The 21,937-nt window shown below is 63.2% G+C and carries 20 protein-coding genes; 12 read left to right on the top strand and 8 right to left on the bottom strand.

Annotated features, from left to right (window positions below; genetic code table 11):
- Positions 1 to 45: 45 nt before the first annotated feature.
- The 4 genes from M2375_RS15540 to M2375_RS15525 form a co-directional block, all read right to left on the bottom strand.
- A complete protein-coding gene (locus M2375_RS15540; protein ID WP_259168735.1) occupies positions 46 to 1,032 on the bottom strand; it encodes a 2-hydroxyacid dehydrogenase in 987 nt (328 codons plus the stop codon).
- A gap of 85 nt (positions 1,033 to 1,117) precedes the next feature.
- Positions 1,118 to 2,026 (bottom strand): 5-dehydro-4-deoxyglucarate dehydratase, encoded by a 909-nt coding sequence (kdgD, locus tag M2375_RS15535; protein WP_259168764.1) that lies wholly within the window; start codon positions 2,024 to 2,026, stop codon positions 1,118 to 1,120.
- Between the two features lie 61 nt (positions 2,027 to 2,087).
- Positions 2,088 to 3,065 (bottom strand): tripartite tricarboxylate transporter substrate binding protein, encoded by a 978-nt coding sequence (locus M2375_RS15530; RefSeq protein ID WP_259168734.1) that lies wholly within the window; start codon positions 3,063 to 3,065, stop codon positions 2,088 to 2,090.
- Positions 3,066 to 3,252: 187 nt separating this feature from the next.
- Complete coding sequence (locus M2375_RS15525; RefSeq protein ID WP_259168763.1) at positions 3,253 to 4,032, bottom strand: FadR/GntR family transcriptional regulator; 780 nt, start codon at positions 4,030 to 4,032, stop codon at positions 3,253 to 3,255.
- Between the two features lie 236 nt (positions 4,033 to 4,268).
- Between M2375_RS15525 and M2375_RS15520 the strand changes: the two genes are divergently transcribed.
- The 10 genes from M2375_RS15520 to garD all read left to right on the top strand — a co-directional run bounded on the left by M2375_RS15520 (position 4,269) and on the right by garD (position 15,236).
- Positions 4,269 to 5,162 (top strand): amino acid ABC transporter substrate-binding protein, encoded by an 894-nt coding sequence (locus M2375_RS15520; RefSeq protein ID WP_259168733.1) that lies wholly within the window; start codon positions 4,269 to 4,271, stop codon positions 5,160 to 5,162.
- 24 nt (positions 5,163 to 5,186) lie between these two features.
- On the top strand, positions 5,187 to 6,398 hold the full coding sequence (locus M2375_RS15515; protein ID WP_259168731.1) for a pyridoxal phosphate-dependent aminotransferase: 1,212 nt from the start codon (positions 5,187 to 5,189) through the stop codon (positions 6,396 to 6,398).
- Between the two features lie 52 nt (positions 6,399 to 6,450).
- On the top strand, positions 6,451 to 7,284 hold the full coding sequence (locus tag M2375_RS15510; protein ID WP_259168730.1) for an NAD(P)-dependent oxidoreductase: 834 nt from the start codon (positions 6,451 to 6,453) through the stop codon (positions 7,282 to 7,284).
- Positions 7,281 to 8,213, top strand: coding sequence for an SMP-30/gluconolactonase/LRE family protein (locus M2375_RS15505; RefSeq protein WP_259168728.1), 933 nt, complete (start codon positions 7,281 to 7,283; stop codon positions 8,211 to 8,213). Before M2375_RS15510 ends, M2375_RS15505 begins: the two co-directional genes overlap by 4 nt.
- Positions 8,214 to 8,294: 81 nt before the next feature.
- Positions 8,295 to 9,260 (top strand): TRAP transporter substrate-binding protein, encoded by a 966-nt coding sequence (locus tag M2375_RS15500; RefSeq protein WP_259168726.1) that lies wholly within the window; start codon positions 8,295 to 8,297, stop codon positions 9,258 to 9,260.
- 98 nt (positions 9,261 to 9,358) lie between these two features.
- Positions 9,359 to 9,841 carry a TRAP transporter small permease gene (locus tag M2375_RS15495; RefSeq protein WP_116926235.1) on the top strand — a complete coding sequence of 161 codons (483 nt, stop codon included), beginning with the start codon at positions 9,359 to 9,361 and terminating at the stop codon, positions 9,839 to 9,841.
- Between the two features lie 10 nt (positions 9,842 to 9,851).
- The gene (locus M2375_RS15490) at positions 9,852 to 11,147 is read left to right on the top strand and encodes a TRAP transporter large permease (protein ID WP_259168724.1); all 1,296 of its coding nucleotides are present in this window, start codon (positions 9,852 to 9,854) and stop codon (positions 11,145 to 11,147) included.
- Between the two features lie 55 nt (positions 11,148 to 11,202).
- The gene (locus M2375_RS15485) at positions 11,203 to 12,498 is read left to right on the top strand and encodes a glucarate dehydratase family protein (RefSeq protein ID WP_259168723.1); all 1,296 of its coding nucleotides are present in this window, start codon (positions 11,203 to 11,205) and stop codon (positions 12,496 to 12,498) included.
- Between the two features lie 57 nt (positions 12,499 to 12,555).
- Positions 12,556 to 13,557 (top strand): tripartite tricarboxylate transporter substrate binding protein, encoded by a 1,002-nt coding sequence (locus tag M2375_RS15480; protein ID WP_259168722.1) that lies wholly within the window; start codon positions 12,556 to 12,558, stop codon positions 13,555 to 13,557.
- A gap of 107 nt (positions 13,558 to 13,664) precedes the next feature.
- Complete coding sequence (gene garD, locus M2375_RS15475; protein WP_259168721.1) at positions 13,665 to 15,236, top strand: galactarate dehydratase; 1,572 nt, start codon at positions 13,665 to 13,667, stop codon at positions 15,234 to 15,236.
- Positions 15,237 to 15,261: 25 nt separating this feature from the next.
- Here the strand turns inward: garD and M2375_RS15470 are convergent, their stop codons facing one another.
- Together M2375_RS15470 and M2375_RS15465 are read right to left on the bottom strand one after the other, a co-directional pair.
- On the bottom strand, positions 15,262 to 16,104 hold the full coding sequence (locus M2375_RS15470; protein ID WP_259168720.1) for a ChaN family lipoprotein: 843 nt from the start codon (positions 16,102 to 16,104) through the stop codon (positions 15,262 to 15,264).
- Between the two features lie 307 nt (positions 16,105 to 16,411).
- The gene (locus M2375_RS15465; RefSeq protein WP_259168719.1) at positions 16,412 to 17,413 is read right to left on the bottom strand and encodes an AraC family transcriptional regulator; all 1,002 of its coding nucleotides are present in this window, start codon (positions 17,411 to 17,413) and stop codon (positions 16,412 to 16,414) included.
- A 326-nt stretch (positions 17,414 to 17,739) separates the two neighbouring features.
- On the opposite strand from M2375_RS15465, the gene M2375_RS15460 reads away from it, so the two are divergent.
- Positions 17,740 to 19,056 carry a DUF11 domain-containing protein gene (locus M2375_RS15460; protein ID WP_259168718.1) on the top strand — a complete coding sequence of 439 codons (1,317 nt, stop codon included), beginning with the start codon at positions 17,740 to 17,742 and terminating at the stop codon, positions 19,054 to 19,056.
- Between the two features lie 234 nt (positions 19,057 to 19,290).
- Here M2375_RS15460 and M2375_RS15455 read toward each other — a convergent pair whose 3' ends face one another.
- Complete coding sequence (locus tag M2375_RS15455) at positions 19,291 to 20,331, bottom strand: NAD(P)H-quinone oxidoreductase (RefSeq protein ID WP_404979331.1); 1,041 nt, start codon at positions 20,329 to 20,331, stop codon at positions 19,291 to 19,293.
- A gap of 111 nt (positions 20,332 to 20,442) precedes the next feature.
- Here M2375_RS15455 and M2375_RS15450 point away from each other — a divergent pair, with 111 nt between their 5' ends.
- Positions 20,443 to 21,312: a LysR family transcriptional regulator gene (locus M2375_RS15450; RefSeq protein WP_259168716.1), complete on the top strand. Its 870-nt coding sequence runs from the start codon at positions 20,443 to 20,445 to the stop codon at positions 21,310 to 21,312.
- 40 nt (positions 21,313 to 21,352) lie between these two features.
- Here M2375_RS15450 and M2375_RS15445 read toward each other — a convergent pair whose 3' ends face one another.
- Positions 21,353 to 21,919 carry a pentapeptide repeat-containing protein gene (locus M2375_RS15445; protein ID WP_259168715.1) on the bottom strand — a complete coding sequence of 189 codons (567 nt, stop codon included), beginning with the start codon at positions 21,917 to 21,919 and terminating at the stop codon, positions 21,353 to 21,355.
- Positions 21,920 to 21,937 lie beyond the last annotated feature (18 nt).

The raw sequence follows: 21,937 nt of genomic DNA, 5'->3' as shown, positions 1-21,937 counted from the left end.
TTTGGGCCTGGTCTAAAAAAGTCGTGTTGGAAGTGAGGTGTTCGCTTAAGCAGCGCGGGCCTGTGCTGCAGCCTGGGACCAGGGCACTTCCTGCAAAGGCTGGCCGTCGGCGATCAGGCTGCGCAGGTTGGCCAGCACCAGATCGGCCATCGCGCGGCGCGTCTCCTGCGTGCCGCTGGCGATGTGCGGGGCCAGCACCACGTTGTCTTGCTGCAGCAGGCCGGGCAAGGGGCGGGGTTCGTCCTCAAACACATCCAGGCCGGCGCCGGCAATGCGCTGGTGCTGCAGCGCATCCAGCAAGGCCGCTTCATCGACCACGCTGCCGCGCGCCACATTGACCAGAAAGCCTTGGGGGCCCAGCGCATCCAACACCTGGGCGTTGACCAGGTGGCGGGTGTCGTCGCCACCGGCAGCGGTGATGACCAGAAAATCGCACCACTCGGCCAGCGCCTGCAGCGAATCGACGTAACGGTGCGGAGAATCAGTGACCGGACGGCGGTTGTGGTAGGCCACCTCCATGTCAAAACCGCTGGCGCGGCGGGCCACCTGGCGGCCGATGCGGCCCATGCCCAAGATGCCCAGGCGCTTGCCCGATGCACGGGTGTAAACGCCAAAACGCTCGGTGGGCCAGAGGCCGGCGCGCACAAAGCGGTCGGCCGCTGCCAAGCGGCGGGCGCTGTCCAGCAGCAGCGCAAAGGCCAGGTCGGCCACGCAGTCGTCCAGCACGCCGGGGGTGTAGCCCACGCGGGCCGATTTCGCCAGGATCGCGTCCTGGTCCAGCGCATCAAAACCCACGCCAAAACTGCTGATGCCGCGCAGCGCCGGCAAGGCTTGGATCACCGAGGCCGATGCGCCCATGCTGGCTGAGGTGACCAGGTAGGCAAACTCCGAACCGTGGTCCACCAAGAACTGCTGCGGGTCCGCTTGTGCGCTCAGCACGGTGGTATCGAATTCCTGGGCCAAATCGGCATCAAGCGCGGGCAGCGGCATCTTGCCTATTTGCAGCACGCGTGGGCGGTGGGTGGCAGTCATGTGTGGAGGGGGCTTTAAACGGAAGGAGCCCGGCGCCCCAGCGGCGTAGTGCAGCTGTGGAACCGGGCTGGTTAGGCGGGGGAGATCAGGCTTCGACCTTCTTGATCAGCGCTGCCAGCATGTCCACTTCCTCGGGCTTCAAGTCAGCCAGTGGTGCGCGCACCGGACCGGCATCGTGGCCCACCAGCTTGGCGCCGGCCTTGATGATGGACACGGCGTAACCAGCGCTGCGGTTGCGGATCTTCAGGTAAGGCATGAAGAAGTCCTTGAGCAGTTGGTGCTGGGTCGCGTGGTCATCGGTGCGCACGGCTTCGTAGAAGCGGATGGCGGTCTTGGGGATGAAGTTGAACACGGCAGACGAGTACACGGGCGTGCCCAGTGCCTTGTAGGCGGCGGCATAGACTTCGGCGGTTGGCAGGCCACCGAGGTAGGCCAGGCGGTCACCCATGGTCAGGTACATGGCCGACATGGCTTCGATGTCGCCCACGCCGTCCTTGAAACCGACCAGGTTGGGGTTGCGCTCGCAGAGCTTGGCAACGGTCTCGGGGGTGAAGCGGCTCACGCCACGGTTGTAGATGATGACGCCGAACTTCACGCTCTTGCAGACGGCTTCGACGTGGGCGGCCAGGCCTTCCTGGCTGGCTTCGGTCATGTAGTGAGGCATCAGCAAGATGCCGTGGGCGCCAGCGGCCTCAGCGGCTTGGGCGCACTGGATCGCAAAGCGGGTTGGGCCGCCAGCACCCGCGATGATGGGCACCTTGCCTTTGCAGGTATCCACGGCGGTCTGGATGATGGCTGGGTATTCTTCTGCGGTCAGCGAGAAGAACTCACCCGTGCCGCCAGCGGCGAACAGGGCGCTGGCGCCAAACGGGGCCAGCCATTCCAGACGCTCTGCATAGCCCTTGGCATTGAAGTTGCCTTGTGCATCAAAGTCGGTAATGGGGAAGGACAGCAGTCCGGAACTCATCACGCTTTTCACATCCTGGGGGCTCATGGTGCTCATATCAAACTTTCAAAGAAAAGAGAGGGAATCGACAGTGCCAAATCTGGGCGGCTCAATCGAGCTGCAGGTTGGCGGTTTGGACGACCGTGCGCCAGCGCTGGCGTTCGGCCTTGAAAAATTGGTCGGTCTCGACCGGCGTCATCGTGACCACCTCGGCGCCCTGGCCGGTCAGGCGCGAGCGCACCTCGGGCGAGCGGATGGCGGTCAGCAAAGCCTGGTTCACCTTCTGGATCACGGCTTCGGGGGTCTTGGCCGGCAGTACCACGCCTTGCCAGGTGCCCGAGGCAAAACCGGCTGCGCCTTGCTCGGCCAGGGTGGGCACATCGGCAATCAGCGGCATGCGGGTGTTCTTGGAGATGCCCAGCAACTTGAGCTTGCCGCTTTGTACATGGGGGTAGGTGGCCAGCATGCCGTTCATCAGCACCTGGGTCTGGCCTGCCACGGTGTCTTGCACCGACTGCACGCCGCCCTTGTAGGGCACATAGACCCACTTGGCGCCCGTCAGCCGGGCCAGCTCGACACCGGCCAGGTGCGGCGCGCTGCCGGTGGCCGTGACGGCAAAGTTCAGGTCCTGCTTTTTGGACAGCGCCACCAGCTCTTGCAGGTTGCTGGCCTGCACCGATGGGTGCACCACCAGCATGTGCGGCGAGTAGGCCAGCATGGCGGCGCCACGCAGGTCCTTGCTCGGGTCAAAGCTCAGCTTGGTGTAGATCGATGGGGAGATCGCCAGTGCACCCAGATCGCAGAGCAGCCAGGTGTAGCCATCGGGCTGGGCACGGGCCACAAACTCGGCGCCCAAGTTGCCGTTCGCGCCGGGCTTGTTGTCGATCACCACCGTCTGCTTGAGCTCTTGCGAGATCAGCTGGCCGATGGAGCGGGCAATGATGTCCGAGCTGCCGCCCGGTGGGTAGGGAACAATCAGCCGGATCGGCTTGCTGGGCCATGCATCGGCCGCCAACAGCGGAGTCGATAACAAGCTGCCGGCAGCCAGGGCCAGCGCTGAATAGATCAGGTGCGAACGGCGATGCATAAGTCTCTGTCTCCTTTTTAGATATAAGACATCATACAACTCAAAACGTTTGTCGCCAAGCTTTGCTGAACTAGGGGAAACGCGCAGACCGGGTTGGAAGGGGTGCAGCCGCTGCCTGAATGCGGCCCAAGAAGCGCCCGCCAGCCCCCTTGGCGGACGGACGGAGGCGGTGGTGTTGGCGCCGGGTTTAGCGCTCCGTGCCAGGTGCCGCTGCTTGCTGTTCCTGTGCCAGGCGCTGGGCCAGGCGCAGGCGTTCGCGTGAGTTGGTCAGGTGGATGCGCATGGCAGCGCGGGCAGAGTCTGCATCCTGGCGCTCAATGGCCGAGAAGATCTCTTCATGCTCGCGGTTGACGCGCTTGAGGTAGTCCGGATCGCGGGTGGGGATGTGGATCGAGGCAATCCGGTTGCGCGGAATCAGCATCGAGCCAAAGTGCTGCAGGATCTCCTGAAAATAGCGGTTGCCCGTGGCCTTGGCGATGCTCAGGTGGAAGTCCAGGTCATGGCTCACGGTCTCGCGGCCCAGCGCAAAGTTCTGCTCAAAGGCCTGCAGCGCAGTGCGCATCGCGCGCAGATGCGGCTCCTGGCGCCGGGTAGCGGCCAGGCCTGCGGCCTCGGTCTCCAGGCTGATGCGCAGCTCCAGCACCGCCAGCACATCGACCGATTCACTCAGCTCATGGGCGCTGAGCACCAAGCCGGGGGTGCTGCGCGCGGGCAGCACAAAGGTGCCGATGCCATGCTTGGTCTCCACCAAGCCCGAGGCCTGGAGCTTGGACAAGGCCTCGCGCACCACGGTGCGGCTCACGTCATAGCTGCGCACCAATTCGGTCTCGGTGGGTAGCTTGTCGCCCTCTTGCAACAGGCCCTGGCGGATCTTGTTTTCAAACTCTTCCGACAGCAAGTTGGCCAGGCTGCGGCTGCCTTTGGCGGCCCGGCTGCCGCGCAAGTTGGTGGTCGCGTCGGGTCCCATCGAGGGAGAGGCGGGACGTTCCGAAGGGCTTTTAAGCATGGTGGTGATACGCCAGAAGGGGGGCCAGGCAGCTGCCTTGTGGGGCGCGGCAACCGTACAAAGTGGCATCCGGGGCGGATGCCATCGATGGGGATGCGGGTAATTCCGAGGGGCTTTTGGGCATAGCTGTGATCATAATTCACACCTGTCGTCAGACAACACATGACTGATGCCTTGTTGTAACCTACTTTCCAATCATGCTCAAGCTTTTCTCCAAAACCACCGTATGTGCCGTCACCCTGCTGGCTGCTTCCCTGGCGCAAGCGCAGACCTCCACCTTGGAGAAGATCAAGCAAAACGGCGCCATCACCATCGGTGCGCGTGACATGTCGGTGCCCTTCAGCTACAAGGTCAACGGCAATGCAGACCCCATCGGCTTGATCAATGACATCTGCCTGAAGGTGGCTGAGGCGGCGCAAAAAGCGGCAGGCTTGCAGAAGATGGAAATCAAGTACCTGATCACCACGCCCACCAGCCGCATCCCGCTGGTGCAGAACGGCACCGTCGATCTGGACTGCACGCCGGTGACCAACACCATTGCGCGCCAAGAGCAAGTCTCGTTCTCGCCCAGCTACTTCTCGGCCAACGTGACCTTGGCCGTGCGCAAGGATTCGCCAGTCAAGGGCATTGCCGATCTGCAAAACCGCAATGTGGCCACCGTGACCGGCACCACCTCCATCCAGCTGCTGCGCGCCTATAAAAAGGCCCAGAACGTGAAGTTCAACGAGGTCTATGGCAAGGATCCATCGGAAGCCTTTGTGATGTTCGAATCGGGCAAGGCCGACGCCTTTGTGCTCGATGACGTGCAGCTGGCCAGCTTTATCGCCACCTCGCAGCATCGCGACCAGTACGTGATCCTGAACGAGCCACTGCGCACCGAGCCCTATGGCGTGATGCTGCGCAAGGATGACCCGAGCTTCAAGAAGCTGGTCGATGACACCGTCTACGCGATGATCAAGTCCGGCGAGATGGAAGCGCTCTACCAGAAGTGGTTCATGACCACCATCCCTCCGCGCAACGTGAACATCAACTTCCCGCTCAGCGAGTCGACCAAGGCGCTCTACGCCAACCCCAATGACAAGGGCATCTAAGAGAAACTGAGCGATTGCGAATTTATGTTGAAGCTAAGTCAAAAAGTCGAGAACCTGCCATCGTCGCCGAGCATGGCCATCTCCTCGCAGGCCAAGAAAATGAAGTCCCAAGGCATCGATGTCATCGATCTGAGCATTGGTGAGCCGGACTTCAACACACCTGAGCACATCATTGATGCGGCCATGGCCGCTGCCAAGGCCGGTGCCACCAAGTACACCGTGCCGGCCGGCACCGAGAGCCTGCGCAAGGCGATTGCGCAGAAGTTCAAGCAGGACAACGAACTCGACTACGCGGTGGCCGAGATCACCACCGGTGTCGGCGCCAAGCAGCTGATCTTCAATGCCTTCATGGCCACCCTGGAGAACGGTGACGAGGTGGTGGTGCCCACGCCGTGCTGGGTGTCGTATGGCGACATCGTGGCCCTGCATGGCGGTGTGCCGGTGTATGTGCCTTGCGCCGAAGCGGTGGGTTTCAAGCTGACCCCCGATGCGCTGCGCCAGAGCATCACGGCCAAGACCCGCTGGTTGATCATCAACAGCCCCGGCAACCCCACCGGGGCGGTCTACAGCCGCGCGGAGCTGCAGGCGCTGGGCGAGGTGCTCAAGGACTTCCCCGATGTGCTGGTCATGTCGGACGAAATCTACGAGCACATCATCCTGACCGGTGTGCCCTTTGTGTCCTTTGCCCAGGCCTGTCCTTACCTCAAGGACCGCATGCTGATCATCAACGGCGTCTCCAAGTCGTATGCGATGACCGGCTGGCGCATTGGCTATGCGGCAGGCCCCGAGCAGCTGATCGGCGGCATGAACAAGCTCGAATCACAAAGCTGCACCAGCGCCACCTCGGTGGCGCAAGCGGCTGCGCAAGCGGCCTTGCTGGGCGACCAGGACTGTGTGCGCCAGGCGCGCCAGACCTTTGTCGACCGGCTGGAAACCATCCGCCGCGAGCTGGCCATCGTGCCCGAGCTGACCTTGTCGTCGGTCCCCGATGGCGCCTTCTACCTGTTCCTCGGATGCCAGAGCCTGATTGGCCGCCGCACTGCCGAAGGCCAGGTGCTGGACAGCGATGCCGCCGTGTCGGGCTTTTTGCTCAATGCCGCCAAGGTGGCGACTGTGCCGGGTGCCGCCTTTGGCATGTCGCCTTATGCCCGCCTGTCGTTTGCCACTGACCCTGCGCTGGTGGTGAAGGCCCTGAAGAACATCCGTTCTGCCATTGACGGCCTGGCACAAGGCTGAGCACCCAAGGCGCTTTTCATAAGCGCCTTTTTTTATGGAAAAGGAGCAGCCGATGCAGGCACAAACATCCCCGTTGCAGCGCTTGCTGTTGACCGGTGCTGCCGGTGGCTTGGGCCAGGTGCTGCGCCAGCGGCTGCGCGGTCTGGCGCCCGTTTTGCGCGTGTCCGACATCGCCGGCATGGGCGCGCCGCTGGATGCGCAAGAAGAGGTCGTCCCCTGCGACCTGGCCGACAAGCAGGCAGTAGACGCGATGGTGGCCGGCTGCGATGCCATCGTGCACCTGGGCGGTGTGTCGGTGGAGCGGCCCTTTGAGGAGGTGCTGGAGGCCAATATCAAAGGCATCTTCCACCTCTACGAGGCCGCGCGCCGCCATGGCGTGCAGCGCATTGTGTTTGCCAGCTCCAACCATGTGATCGGCTTCTACCAGCAAAGCGAAAAGATCGACGCCAACGCGCGCCGCCGACCCGATGGCTACTACGGCCTGTCCAAATCCTTTGGCGAGGACATGGCCAGCTTTTACTTTGACCGCTACGGCATCGAGACGGTGAGCATCCGCATTGGCTCGTCCTTCCCCGCGCCCAAGGACCGGCGCATGATGCACAGCTGGCTGAGCTATGACGACCTGGTGCAGCTGGTGGAGAAAAGCCTGTTTACCCCCAACGTGGGTCACACCGTGGTCTACGGCGCCTCGGCCAACCGCGACCTGTGGTGGGACAACCATGCGGCTGCCCACCTGGGCTTTGTGCCCAAGGACAGCTCCGAGCCTTGGCGCGCCCAGGTAGAGGCGCAACCCGCCCCCGCCGCCAATGACCCGGTCGCCGTCTACCAGGGCGGCGCTTTCACCGCGCAAGGCCCCTTTGGTGATACGCCGGAGCAGCCTGCATGACAGGCGCTGAGCTGGTCCTCGATGCCCGCAATGCCACCGGCGAAAGCCCCGTATGGCGTGCGCAGCAGGCTGCGCTGTACTGGGCTGACATACCGCGTGGCCTGCTGCAGCGTTGGCAGCCGGGGCAAGGGGCGGCCACGCAGTGGCAGTTGCCGCAGATGCTGGCCTGCATGGCAGGCTGGCAGGGCGATCCGCACCGCTGGATCGCCGGCTTGGAAGACGGCATTTACCAGGTGACGCTGGGCGACGCAGATAGCAAGGGCGATAGCGATGGCGAGGCCCGCACCGAGCGGCTGGCCGCCGTCGCCCATGCGATGCCGGGCATGCGCTTTAACGATGGGCGCTGCGACCACCAGGGCCGTTTTGTGGCCGGCAGCATGCTGATGGACATGGCAGCGGCGCAGCCGGTGGGCAAGCTCTACCGCTTTGGCGCGGAAGACATGGCCGGTGGCAGCGCGCAGGATCTGCAGCTCGGCCCGCTGATAACGCCCAACGGCCTGGCCTTCAGCCCCGACGGCCGGACCATGTACCTGTCGGATTCGCACCCCAGCAGCCAGCAGATCTGGGCCTTTGACTACGACACCGACAGCGGCACGCCGCACAACCGCCGCCTGTTTGTGGATATGAAAAACCTGCCCGGCCGGCCCGATGGCGCGGCCATCGATGTCGAGGGCTGCTACTGGATCTGCGGCAATGACGCCGGCCTGGTACACCGCTTTCGCCCGGATGGCCGGCTGGACCGATCGCTGGCGCTGCCGGTCAAAAAACCGGCGATGTGCGCCTTTGGCGGCACCAGCCTCGATGTGCTCTATGTCACCTCGATACGCCCCGAGGGCATCGATCTGTCGGACCAACCCCTGGCCGGTGGCGTATTTGCGCTGCGCCCGGGCGTTTCAGGAGGGGAGGAGCCCGAATTTCGGCCCCTGTAAACAGGCCAGGTGTGCGTGACCCTGAGACCCGGAAACCATCCGGGCATGTTCCCAAAACCATCGAGACCAAGAGGTAGACAAATGCGACTTTCCACTCTCTGCGCAGCCCTGGCTGCCGGCCTGCTGGCGCTCAGCGCGCAGGCCGCCGAATTTCGTTCATCGGATATCCACCCGGACGACTACCCGACCGTGCAGGCCGTGAAGTTCATGGGCGAGCGGCTCAAGGCGCTGTCCGGCGGCAAGCACAGCATCCGCGTCTACCCCAATGGGGCTTTGGGGGGAGAGAAGGAAACCATCGAGCAGGCCAAGATCGGCGCGCTGGCGATGGTGCGGGTCAATGTGGGCGCCATGAACAATGTCTGCAACGAGACCGTGGTGCCGACCATGCCGTTTCTGTTCCGCTCGGTCGAGCACATGCACAAGGTGCTCGACGGCCCCGTGGGTGAGGAAATCTTGAAAGCCTGTGAGAAGCAGGGCTTCATCGGCCTGGGCTTTTACGACAGCGGCGCGCGCTCCATGTTCACCGCCAAGCGCCCGGTCAAGAGCCTGGCCGACATGAAGGGCATGAAGGTGCGCGTGCAGCAGTCCGACCTGTGGGTGAGCATGCTCGAAGCCATGGGGGCGAACGCCACACCGATGCCGATGGGTGAGGTCTACACGGGGCTGAAGACCGGCCTCATTGACGCAGCCGAAAACAACTACCCCACGTTTGAAAGCTCGCGCTCCTTCGAGGTCGCCAAGTACTTCAGCAAGACCGAGCACTCGATGGCGCCGGAGATATTGCTGTTCTCCAAACGCACGTTTGACAAGCTCTCGCCCGAGGAGCAGGGCTGGCTGCGCCAGGCGGCCAAGGAGTCGGTGCCCTATATGCGCAAGCAGTGGGCCGAGCGCGAGGCCAAGTCGCTGGCGGTGGTGAAGGCGGCGGGCGCCGAGATCATCGAAGTGGACAAGGCGCCGTTCCAGGCGGCAATGCGGCCGGTGTATGACAAGTTCATCACCGATGCCAAGTTGAAGGACCTGGTCAAGCGCGCGCAAGACACCCCTTGAGCGCTGGCTGAGCGAACGCCACCGCCGGCCCTGTGAAGGGGCTGGCTCCTTGCAACCATCGCCCGGGGCTGTGCCTCCCGGGCTGCTCGGGCACCACGATGTTTACCAAGATTTGCAGCGCCTTGTCGCGCTTGTGCATGTGGCTGGGGATTGCCGGCCTGATGCTGCTGATTGCAGCCGTGAGCTGGCAGGTATTTGGCCGCTATGTGCTCAACAACACGCCGACCTGGGCCGAGAGCCTGTCGCTGTTGCTGGTGCTCTACGTGACCATGTTTGGCGTGGCCGTCGGCGTGCGCGACAGCGGCCATATCGGGCTGGAATCGCTACTGGTGCTGGCGCCGGACTGGCTGCGTACCAAGATGGAGTTTCTGATCCATGCGCTGATTCTGGTGTTTGGTGCGGCCATGGCCTACGGCTGCGCGTCGCTGGCCGAATCGGTCTGGGACTACCGCCTGCCGACCTTGGGCGTGTCCGAGGGCTGGAAATATGTGCCCGCCATTCTTGCCGGCAGCCTGATCGTGCTGTTTTCCATCGAACACCTGATCGCACTCGCGCAAGGGCGCGAAGTGCAGCCCAACTAGGAGCGCGGCGATGACCACAGCCTTGCTGATTCTGAGCCTGAGCTTTACCCTGCTGCTGCTGCTGGGCGTGCCGGTGGCCTTTTCCATTGGCCTGTCTGCGCTGGCCACCCTGGCCTATGAGGGGCTGCCGCTGGAGGTGGGCTTTCAGCAGATGACCGCCGGCATGGGCGTGTTCTCTTTCCTGGCGATTCCTTTCTTTATCTTTGCCGGTGAGCTGATGCTGCATGGCGGTATTGCCGACCGCATCGTCAACTTTGCGCGGGCGCTGATCGGCCATGTGCGCGGCGGGCTGGGCATGTCCAACGTGGTGGCCTGCACCTTGTTTGGTGGCGTCTCCGGCTCGCCGGTGGCCGATGTGTCGGCCATGGGCGCGGTGATGATCCCGATGATGAAGAAAGAGGGCTACCACGCCGATTACGCCGTCAACGTGACCACGCATGCGGCCCTGGTGGGCGCGCTGATGCCCACCAGCCACAACATCATCATCTATGCGCTGGCGGCCGGCGGCAAGGTGTCGATTGCGGCGCTGATTCTGGCGGCCATCATTCCGGCGCTGATCCTGACTTTGAGCAACCTGGGTGCGGCCTACTGGGTGGCACGCCGGCGCGGCTACCCGGCCGGCACCTTCCCCGGCTGGCAGGTGGTGGGCCGCAGCCTGGCGGCGGCGCTGCCGGGCCTGTTTGTGGTGGTGCTGATTCTGGGCGGCATTCTGTCGGGCGTGTTTACCGCCACCGAATCGGCCGTGGTGGCCGTGCTGTATGCGCTGGCGCTGACGGTGTTTGTCTACCGCTCGCTGAGCTGGTCGCACTTTGTCAAAGCCGCCTCCAAGGCGGTGCGCAACACCGGCATCATCTTGCTGCTGATCGGCATCTCCAGCACCTTTGGCTATCTCATCAGCCTCTACGGCGTGGCCGAGCTGACCGGCCAGATGCTGTCCCAGGTCACCACCACGCCCTGGATGGTGTTCCTGCTGATCAACATCATCTTGTTCGTGCTCGGCACCTTCCTCGACATGGCCGCCACCATCTTGCTGTGCACCCCCATCTTCTTGCCGATTGCCCAGCACTACGGCATGAGCTCGGTGCAGTTCGGCATTGTGCTGCTGATCAACTGCGCGCTGGGCCTGAACACGCCTCCGGTGGGCACCACCCAGTTTGTCGGCTGCGCCATTGGCGGTGTGTCGGTGGGCACCGTCATGCGCACCATCTGGCCGTTCTATGGCGCGCTGATTTTTGCGCTGGGCCTGGTGACCTTTGTGCCGGCCTTTACCACCTGGCTGCCCCAGATGTTCATGACCGTGCGTTGAGCGATCCCGGCGCCCCTTCCCGTTCACCCTTTCTGCTTGCTTCTGCGCTTTCACAATGAGTACCTCACACGCCATTCGCCAACTCCGCATCACGCCGATTGCCTTCCGCGATCCGCCGCTGCTCAATGCCGCCGGCATCCATGAACCCTGGGCGCTGCGCTCCATCATCGAGATCGAGACCGCCTCGGGCCTGGTGGGGATCAATGAGAGCTATGGCGACCAACCCATGCTCGATGCGCTGGCCAAGGCCGCACCGGCCTTGGTGGGGCTGTCGCCCTGGGCGTTGAACGAGATGGAGCAGCGGGTGGCCGCGCTGGTGGCGCCGCCCGCGCAGACCGCGTCGGAGTTTCTGGGCCAGCAGGTGTCGCTGGCGCCGGGCACCCATGTCTCCAAAACGGTGGCCAAGGTGGTCAGCGCGTTCGAGGTAGCCATGCTGGATCTGCAAGGCCAGATGGCCAACGCCCCCATCGTGGATCTGTTGGGCGGTGCAGCGCGCCCCAGTGTGCCGTTCTCGGCCTACCTGTTCTACAAATACGCTGAGCATGCCGGCCAGCCCTATGCCCCGGATGCCTGGGGCGAGGCGCTGACCCCGCAGCAGCTGGTGGCGCAGGCCCAGCGCATGATCGGCCAGTACGGTTTTCAGAGCATCAAGCTCAAGGCCGGGGCCTTGCCACCCGATGAGGAAGCCGCCGGTATTCTGGCCTTGGCGGAAGCCTTTCCCGGCCTGCCTTTGCGCATCGATCCGAATGCCAACTGGACGGTGGAGACCAGCCTGCGCATTGTCGATAAGCTGCGCGGCGTGCTGGAGTACTACGAAGACCCAGCACCCGGGCTGGATGGCATGGCGGCCGTGGCCCGGGCCTGCGAGGTGCCGTTGGCCACCAATATGGTGGTCACCGATTTTGCCGAGTTCCGGCGCAATGCGGAGATGGGCTGCCCGGTCAAGATCGTGCTGAGCGACCACCACTACTGGGGCGGCCTGCGCGCCACGCAGCGCCTGTCCACCTTGTGCCGCACCTTTGACCTGGGTCTGTCGATGCACAGCAACTCGCACCTGGGCATCAGCCTGGTGGCGATGACGCATCTCTGCGCCAGCGTGCCGCTGCTCACCTATGCCTGCGACACGCACTACCCCTGGCAGGACGACGAAGTTATCGAAGGTGGGCGGCTGCAGTTTGAAGCGGGCAGCCTGCGCGTGCCCACAACCCCGGGCCTGGGCGTGCGCCTGGACCGCAACGCGCTGGCCCGCCTGCATGACAACTACCTGCACTGCGGCATCCGCAACCGGGATGACCTGGGCCAGATGCGCAAGTACGACCCCAGCTTTGACGGCAAGCAGCCGCGCTTTTGAGCGACGCCGAATTCATAGAACCTGACTTTTCAACGATTACAAACCAAGGAGACATCCATGCAACGCAGAACCCTGATCCAAAGCGCACTCGCGGCCAGCGCCCTGATGCTGGGCACCGGCCTGGCCAGCACATCGGTGCTGGCGCAAAGCAGCTGGCCCACCGGCAAGTCCATCACCTACATGGTGCCGTTTCCCCCCGGCGGCAATACCGATACCCTGGCACGCGTGATTGCCCAGCCGCTGGGCAAGGCGCTGGGCACGCCGATGATCATTGAGAACAAGGGCGGGGCCGGGGGCAGCGTGGGCTCGGCACTGGCCGCGCGCGCAGCGCCCGATGGCTACACCATCCTGGGTGGCACCATCAGCTCGCATGCGATCAACGTCAGCCTCTACTCCAAGCTCGACTACGACCCGGTCAAGTCCTTCACGCCCGTGGCCATGCTGGGCTCGGGCCCGCTGGTGCTGGTGGTGCCCGCCTCCAGCCCTTACAAAACCCTGGCCGATGTGATGGCCGGCAGCAAGGCCAAGGCCTCGACCGGCGGGCTGACCTCGGCCTCGCCGGGCAGTGGCACCTCCAACCACATGGCGCTGGAGCTGCTGGCCTACCAGACGGGAGTCAAGTTCACCCATGTGCCTTACAAGGGCAGCGGCCCGGCGGTGCAGGATGTCATGGGCGGCCAGGTCGACATGATGTTCGACACCGCCCTGGTGGTGGGCCCGCACATCCAGGCCGGCAAGCTGCGCCCGATCGCGGTGACCAGCTCCAAGCGGTTGGAGTCGCTGCCCGATGTGCCGACCATTGCCGAAGCCGGTGAAAAGGGCTTTGACATGGGCTCCTGGCAGGCGGTGTTTGCGCCGGCGGGCACGCCCAAGGCGGTGGTGGACCGCCTGCATGCCGAGATCATGAAGATCGTCGCTACGCCCGAGGTGCAGACGCGCCTGAAGGCCTTTGGCATGCAGCCCTCGACGATGACACCTGCCGAGCTGGCCGAGTTCCAGAAGGCCGAGGTGGCCAAATGGGCGCAGGTGATCCAGGCTGCCGGCATCAAGGTGGACTGACCGTTCGCGTTCGGCCCTGTCGCCCCAGGCGACACGTGCCTGGCGGGCCGGCAGCGCCAGCGCCCACGCGCTGTGCTGCCGGAGCACCGCCGTAGAGAGTATTTGCTATGACACAAGCCAGAACGACCCCACTTTCGATATCCATGCATGCGGCGGACAACGTCGCCATCATCGCCAACGACGGCGGCCTGCCCGCCGGCACGGTGCTGCCCTCGGGCCTGCGCCTGGTCGAGCAGGTGCCGCAGGCCCACAAGGTGGCCTTGGTGGACATTGCGCAGGGCGAGGCCGTGCGCCGCTACAACGTGGTCATCGGCTATGCGCGCCAGGCGATTGCGGCGGGCAGCTGGGTGCATGAGCGCCTGCTGCAGATGCCCGAGGCCCGTTCGCTGGTAGGCCTGCCGATTGCCACCGTGCAAGCCCCCGATCTGCCGCCGCTGGAGGGTTATACCTTCGAGGGCTACCGCAATGCCGATGGCACGGTGGGCACCCGCAATATTCTGGCCATTACCACCACGGTGCAGTGCGTGGCGGGGGTGCTGGATTTTGCCGTGCGTCGCATCAAGGCCGAGCTGCTGCCGCGCTACCCGCAGGTGGACGATGTTGTCGGGCTCGAGCACAGCTACGGCTGCGGCGTGGCCATTGATGCGGTGGGTGCCGAGATACCGCAGCGCACCCTGCGCAACATCAGCCACAACCCGAACTTTGGCGGCGAGGTGATGGTGGTGAGCCTGGGCTGCGAAAAGCTGCAGCCCGAGCGCCTGCTGCCACCGGGCTCCTTCCCCATCACCGATGAACGGGCACCGGAGCTGGATGTGGTCTGCCTGCAGGACGAGGCGCATGTGGGCTTTAAGTCGATGGTCGCTTCGATCATGACCCGGGCCGAGACGCACCTGGTGCGGCTGAACCAGCGCCGGCGCGAAACCGTGCCGGCCAGTGCGCTGGTGGTGGGCGTGCAGTGTGGCGGCAGCGATGCCTTCAGCGGCGTCACCGCCAACCCGGCCGTCGGTTTTTGCACCGATTTGCTGGTGCGTGCGGGTGCGACGGTGATGTTCAGCGAAGTGACCGAGGTGCGCGATGGCATCGACCAGCTGACCTCCCGCGCCTCAACCCCCGAGGTGGCGCAGGCCATGATTGACGAGATGGCCTGGTACGACGCCTACCTGGACAAGGGCAAGGTGGACCGCAGCGCCAACACCACGCCGGGCAACAAAAAGGGCGGCCTGTCCAACATCGTGGAAAAGGCCATGGGCTCGATCATCAAGAGCGGCACCGCGCCCATCACCGGCGTGCTGTCGCCAGGCCAACGGCTGGCCGAGCGTGGCATCCAGCGCGGCCTGGTCTATGCGGCCACCCCGGCGAGCGACTTTATCTGCGGTACCTTGCAGCTGGCCGCTGGCATGAACCTGCATGTCTTCACCACCGGGCGCGGCACGCCCTATGGGCTGGCGCAGGTACCGGTGATCAAGGTGGCCACGCGCAGCGATCTGGCCCGCCGCTGGCATGACCTGATGGATGTGAACGCCGGGCGCATTGCCGATGGCGAGGCGAGCATCGAGGATATCGGCTGGGAGATGTTCCACCTGATGCTGGAGGTGGCCAGCGGCCGCAAGAAGACCTGGGCGGAGGAGTGGCAGCTGCACAATGCGCTGGTGCTGTTCAACCCCGCCCCGGTGACCTGAGGCTGGGTCCCGAGAGGTTTGGCGCCTACTTCTTCCACTTCTCGCGCAGCGCGGCGCAGTGGTCCTTGGCGGGCAGGGCGGGTGTGGTGTGTACCCAGTCGCGGTCGGCCGTATCTGCCTGGGCCTGGCTGCCGGCCTGGCCGATGGCGACTACCGAGCGGGTACCTGCGGGCAGCCAGCTGGGGATGCCGATGCTGCGCAGCACATGGCCACGCCCGGCAATCACAACCACGGTCTTGCCCGGCTGCAACTGGGCGATGGCGGTGTGGGCCAGGCGCTCGTCCTTGGCCAGCTGGATGCGTGCCATGGGCGCCAGCTGGCTCGCGGGCAGCAGGCCGCAGTGGCCTTCGGCAATGGCATCGAGCTGGCGCTGCCAGCCGGCTGGGGGCAGGTGGCTGTCCCAGCGGGTTTGCTGCATCACATCGCGCATCTGCGCGCGTGGCAGGTTGCCGCCCAGCACGGGCACCCCTGCCTGTACCGCCGCCATCACAGCCGGGCCGTAGTGCTGCCAAGGCCAGCCTTTGTCATTCCAGGCCAGGGCCTGCTGCACCTGGGTTTCGCTGGCGCTGGGGGCCAGGCCCTGGGTGCTGTGGCCGGCGTCGGCCATCTCCAGCACCAGGGCTGCCAACTGCTGCTGCGCGGCCCAACGGGCCACCGTGGTTTGCTGCCACTGCTGGTGCTCGGCGGCATCATGCTGCTCGCCCAGTAGCAGCACATCGGGCGCTTTGGACCGTGCCATGGCCGCCGGGTTGAATTCGGCATTGACCGGGGCTGCGGCCTGGGGCGCTTGGCTGGCGCAACCGGCCAGCAGGGCCAGGCCCAGCAGGCCAGGCAGCCAGCCGCCATTGCGAATGGATTTTATTTGCATCATGCGCGCATGGTAGTGGCTGGTCTGCGGCCTGTCGAGGCCAAGGCTTGCAGGGAGGCCGTGCTGCAAACTGGCTCCGAGGATGGCACTAAGGAAACAAGTTGCGCTTGATATAGCGCGTCATTGCTGTAAGCCATTCTGATTGGGCGTTTGATGCCGGATATGACTAGGTGGTTGAGACTGCGCTTGATCGACTGTGGCCGTTTGACCCAGCGCCGCTGTTCACGCTTTTGGAGCCCAGGTCTGCTCTCAACTGATACAAGAAATCCACAGTAGCTGTTTCATAAAAAAACTGCGTGGTGGCGGGTCAGTTTCCTCCGCCACGCGTTTGCATCGCGGTTTCTCCGAAGGCCTTGCGATATGCACGGGAGAATTCGCCGAGGTGCGTGAAGCCAAACCGCAGGGCGGTTTCACTGATCGAACGAGCCCCGCCTACCTGCAAGGCATTTCTGATTGCTTGCAGGCGCTGTGCTCGCAGCCATTGCATGGGTGGCAGTCCACACTCATCGCTAAAAAGCGACTGCAGGTGCCGCACGGATAGGCCGCAATGGCTGGCGACCATTCCCACGGGAATGGACTCGCTCATGTGCTCCAGCATGTAGGTTTGTGCACGCCGTATCGACGCAGGAGTGGAGGGCGCAGGGGCAGGCCAAAGTTGTGCAGCCATGTTGTGCGGTTGATGCAATAGCAGCGTAGTGGCCAACAGCATTTCGGTCTCGGCCAGCAGGGCAGCTTGCGTGTCTGGGAGTCCATGACCGGCCCCGACGCAGCGAGCGACCCATTGGAGCATGGGCATCAGTGCCTGCCATCCTGCGGTCTGCGGAAGAACCTCGGGATCAAAGCAGATGAACGGTGCTTCATCGTGCAATGTCAATCGACGCCACGCTTCATCAATCGCCTTGCGCTCAAGGCGCAGCAGGATTTGTTCGTAGTCGGGGCTGGCGGTGAAGCAGAAACGTTTGCCGGGGCTGAGCATCACGGCGGATTTTGGTGACACGTCAAAGCTCTTCTCACCGAACTGAAATACTGCATTTCCCCGCATTGGCAGCACGATCAGGTAGTACCCATCCAGGGTTCCGCTGTGGGGGTCGATGCTGATCTCTGCCCCGTAACCATGTCGCATCCGTATCAGCGAAATGGCCCCACAAGGAAGCAGTTCCAGCCGGCTGTGAATGATTTGGCCACGCACGACCCGCAGTCGGTAGGGGCTGAGAATGTTTCCAATCTGATGCTGAGCCTCTTCCAGGTCTGAGGTGTCGATCAATCGGTGTCTTTCGAACGGGATATTTGCAAACAAGGACTCGAGCATGTGGCTCCTCAGCGCGCAGCGCGCTTCGTGTGATTGCCGATCGGGCTGTTCAGACTTGTCAATCTGCATGCGACCGCGTGTTCCCGATAGGCGCAGCGCAAAACCGATAGACCGCATGGGCACCTAACTAGAAAATCGTAGCTGAGACGAGAGTCTATAGCGACCCCAAGAAATATTCGACTGCGGGCCGTACGAGAGAGGCTCTGCAACACCCTCGCCAAATGGGATGGATGCGGATTGCCTGAGACCGCGTTCAGACCACGGCAGGGAGCTTTGCAGAGGTTCCCTAAAGACCAAGCCACAGCCCCTTGCACCATTTCAATCTTATGCATTCTTTTCCCGAACTCGCGTCGTTCCATCTGTTGATGCGGAAGCTGCTTCAGGCGCTCGCGCTGATGCTAGCGCTTGGCGCGCCCAATCTGCATGCCGCAACAGCCTTGCTGCTGAGTACCGATGAGAGCGGGAATTCCGACACTAATGCCTACGTGAGCGCTGCGCTCGACGCGTTGAACACGGCGCTTGGGCCCTCCAAGGTGATGGACATGCGGGGTGCGCTCAGCAACTCTTTGACGGTCGGTTTGAACGATGCGGATTTCCTGGGGCAGAACCTTGTCTTGCTGGTCACGGGTTATGAGCCGATCGATGCCGCACGCTGGACCGTGGTGAAGAAGCAGCTGTTCACCAACCCTGACGCCATCTTTCTTTTCTTTGTGGATGGCTGCTGCAGCAGCGCAAGCAACATGGAGGAGGTGACCAAGGCTCTCGATGTGGCCACCGGCCTGGGCTTGACTACACGGCGCTATGGCAACTTGTACTACGGTGCGTCGCAGCTCAATCGCAACAGTCCCTACAGTGGCGACTTCGAGAGCCAGCCTTCCATCTCGGGCCTTGACGCAGCGCTGATCTCCAACGTGCCGGCGGAGTTCGCCTTGTATCTGCCACCCGATGCCAGCACGCTTGCCCCCAGCGCAGGCGAGCGCGTGGACACATTGGGCTTCCTGGTGCCAAAGGCACTCAATCACGGTGGTCAGGGCGCTTGCGCCTTCGTTCTGGCTGACTCGAATGCGCTTGGCAATGATGCGACGCTGATGGTGGGTAATTTTGTGCGCGCTGCGCTCAATCCGAATGGAGCCTGCCAGCTCAGTTTTCCCAATGTAGACCTTTCAGTCTCGGTGAAACCGACATGGTTCGCCCCTGTGAATACGACACTGACACTTCCGATTGAAGTCACCAATCTTGGGGGAGAGGAAGCCACGGGAGGAGTAATGCAAATCAGCTTGCCGAGCGGAGTGCGTGTGGCGCAGGATGGTATGCCTTCTAGCTGCAGGCTGTTGTCTGGGACGCAAGATGAAGAACCGCAGGAGCTGCAGTGCAGCGTTTCAATACTCGCCCCACAGGCCTCTCAAACCATTCTCCTGCTGGTGACTGGTAAGGTGGCCGGTACATTTGCGCTGCAACTGAAGGTCGAGGCGCTGGAAGTGGACGCTAATCTGGCAAACAATCGCGCCATCAGCCAGATCGTGATGGGTAGCGCCACCATGGGTTCCCCTTATCCCGTGCCTGTCAATGAGCGGTGGCTTTTGTTGGGATTGATGGGTTTGATATTGCTAGGTTTTGCCTATGGCCGCAGGTTGCACCACTAGTGGTCATGACGGGTTGATGCCTTCAACCCTCTGAGAGTAGCGGCGGAACCCTCTTCGACGGGCGCTGTATGGCCGTTTGGAGGTTTCAGGCCGTCTCTCAAACGAATGCATTGACCTACGGCTTGTGGCGATTGCTGCCATTTAGGCCCTGGATAGTGGATGAGGCGGACCCACCTGTTTCGCACACAAGATGTTGTCCCCCCTTTTGCTGTACGCCATGCGAAGGAAAGCACTTCAACGTCCTGTGCATCTAGGCAGCAACAGAATCTTGCCAATGCTGACCCCGGACTCCATGTGCTGATGCGCCTGCGCAGCGTCTGCCAACGCAAAGGTGCTGTCGATCACGGGTCGGATCGCTCCGGTCTCCAATGCGCTAAGCCATTGTCGCGAGAAGCGTTGGACCATTGCCTGCTTGACTTCGGGAGGGCGTGATTTCATGACCGTTCCGAATATCTGCAGATGGCGGTACAGCACTGCGTCCATTGGCAATGCTGCGCATTCTGAACCGCCCAGCAGGCCCACCATCACCATGCGCCCACCGATGGCAAGTGATCGCACATTGGGCTCCAGGTACGGCGCACCAATGAAATCGATCACCACGTCCACGCCTTTTCCGCCCGTCGCCTGGTGCACCACGGCTTGGAAGTCCTCGCTGCGATAGTCGACGAATACGTCAGCCCCGAAGCCAAGAACCGCTTTGCGCTTGTCGCCGCTGGCCGTCGCAAAAACCCGGGCGCCTGCAGCATGTGCAAGCTGCACAGCGGCCGATCCGACACCACCCGCTGCCGCATGGATCAGCACCGACTCTCCGGGTTGCAGGTCTGCCAGATGAAACAGGGCCTCGTGGGCGGTCACGAACACTTCGGGTACGGCGCCGGCATCCACCAAGTCCAGGCCCTTGGGGACGTGCATGGCCATGCGATGGTCTATGCGCGATAGCTCTGCATAGGCGCCACCACCGACGATACCCATAACCCTGTCGCCCACGGAGAAGCCCTGCACCAGCGGTCCTGCTTCGACCACGGTTCCGGCGATCTCCAAGCCCATGGTGTCTGCATCGCCGAAGAAGGCGCGGCCGTAGGCACCCTTGCGATGAGAAAGGTCGGCGCGGTTGACACCGATAGAGGCGTTGCGCACCAGCAAGTCGTGCGGGCGAACCTCGGGAGAGGCTAGCTCTCGGGCAACCAGTACTTCTGGTCCACCAAAGTCGTCAAAAACGATGGCTTGCATGGTGTGCTTCATGGCCGGGAGGGGGGCTGTCAAAACGGTGGACATGTGCGTCATTCTCGAAATATCTTTAAGTGCTAAAGGTTACGCCGCGAACGCGCTTTTATGATGCAGCGATTTCGCTCTACAGTGATGCAAATTTGCATCACACGGCTGGCTATGAATTGGGACGACACTCGCATCTTTCTCGCATTGACCCGGACGCCCTCATTGCGCGCCGCAGCGCGCAGCCTGGGCGTTGACCAGGCGACGGTTGGGCGGCGCCTGAACGCATTGGAGTCCGAACTGGGGGCCAAGCTGTTCTTGCGCGCCAAGGATGGCTACCTCCTTACCGCCGCTGGTGAGACGGCGCTTGCGGCGGCACGGCGCATGGAGAGTGCGGCTCTGGAGCTGCGCACCAAGATCGAGGGGCAGGATGAGAATCCTGGCGGGCTGGTGCGTGTGACAAGCACCGATTCGATCGCGATCGACTTGTTGCTGCCCGCCATTGAGCGGCTGCAGCAACAGCGACCCAACATCCGCGTGGATCTTGAAGTCTCCACGCAGTTGCTGAGCCTCACTCGCCGACAAGCAGACATCGCATTTCGCAATGTACGGCCCGAGACACCTGATCTGGTGGTCCGCCGTGTGGCCACTTGGCCTGTAGGCCTGTTTGCAAGCGCAAGCTATCTGGCGCGCTTTGGCGAACCCATCCCCGAAGACGAGTTGCGGGGCCACAACCTGGTGGCGTACGGACCCTATCTCGCGCAAGGCCCATTTCTGACGATGGCCGGCGTGCCGGCACGCCAAGCCAGGATTGCCATGGCGCTCCGCTCCAGTCTTCTGGTGCGCAAGGCAGTTGCTGCAGGCATAGGCATTGGGGAAATGCCATTGTGGATGGGAGAGCGCGAAGGTCTCGTTCGTATCTGGCCGCATCGCCGCCGCCCGACCGATTACGAAGTCTGGCAGGTTATGCATCCCGATCTGCAGCGCACAGCCAGGGTCAGAGCGGTGGCAGAATTCCTGTCTGCAGCTTTCGACGTTCAATAAGCAAGATCAATGAGAACCTACAGCTATGCGCAGGCCCGGCTCAGCGCCGCTGGCCGTTGGTCCAGATCGCGCCGGTGGTCAGTGCGCCGTCCATCGACACATTGACCAAGGTGGCGCCAGCGAGGTTGGCCCCGGCGAGGTTGGAGTTGTCCAGGCTGACATTGACCAGCTCGGCACCCTGGAAGTTGGCGCCCTGCAGGTTGGAGTTGGACAGGTCCACGTTGGTGAAAGTGTGGCCGGCAAAGTTGGCCTGCGGCAGGTTGGAGCCCGACATATTGGCATTCACATGGGCCTGGTTGCCGCCGCTGTTGCGCTTTTGGCTGCGCACGGGGGCCTGGGATTTGCCCTGGCCTTCGACCACGACGGCGGCGCCGCCAGCACCACCGTGCACGGTGCTGCTGCGGCCGGGGATATTGGTCTCGGCCACGGCGCCACGGCCGGAGGCGGCGTTGACGACGGCGCCATTGACGGTGACCGAGGCGCCTTGGCTGCCACCGCGCACATCGACGCCGGGCGCGGAGATGACGGCGCCTTGCGCCCAGACGGAGCCGGCTGCCAGGCTGAGGGTCAGCACGGCCATGGCCTGCTTGATGGGGGTGTGTTGCATGGTTTTTTCCTTTCTTGC

This window comes from Comamonas sp. BIGb0152, assembly GCF_024809975.1.
Taxonomy (GTDB): domain Bacteria; phylum Pseudomonadota; class Gammaproteobacteria; order Burkholderiales; family Burkholderiaceae_C; genus Comamonas.
Note: the sequence above shows the minus strand (reverse complement) of the source record. Positions and strands in the feature narration are given on the sequence as shown.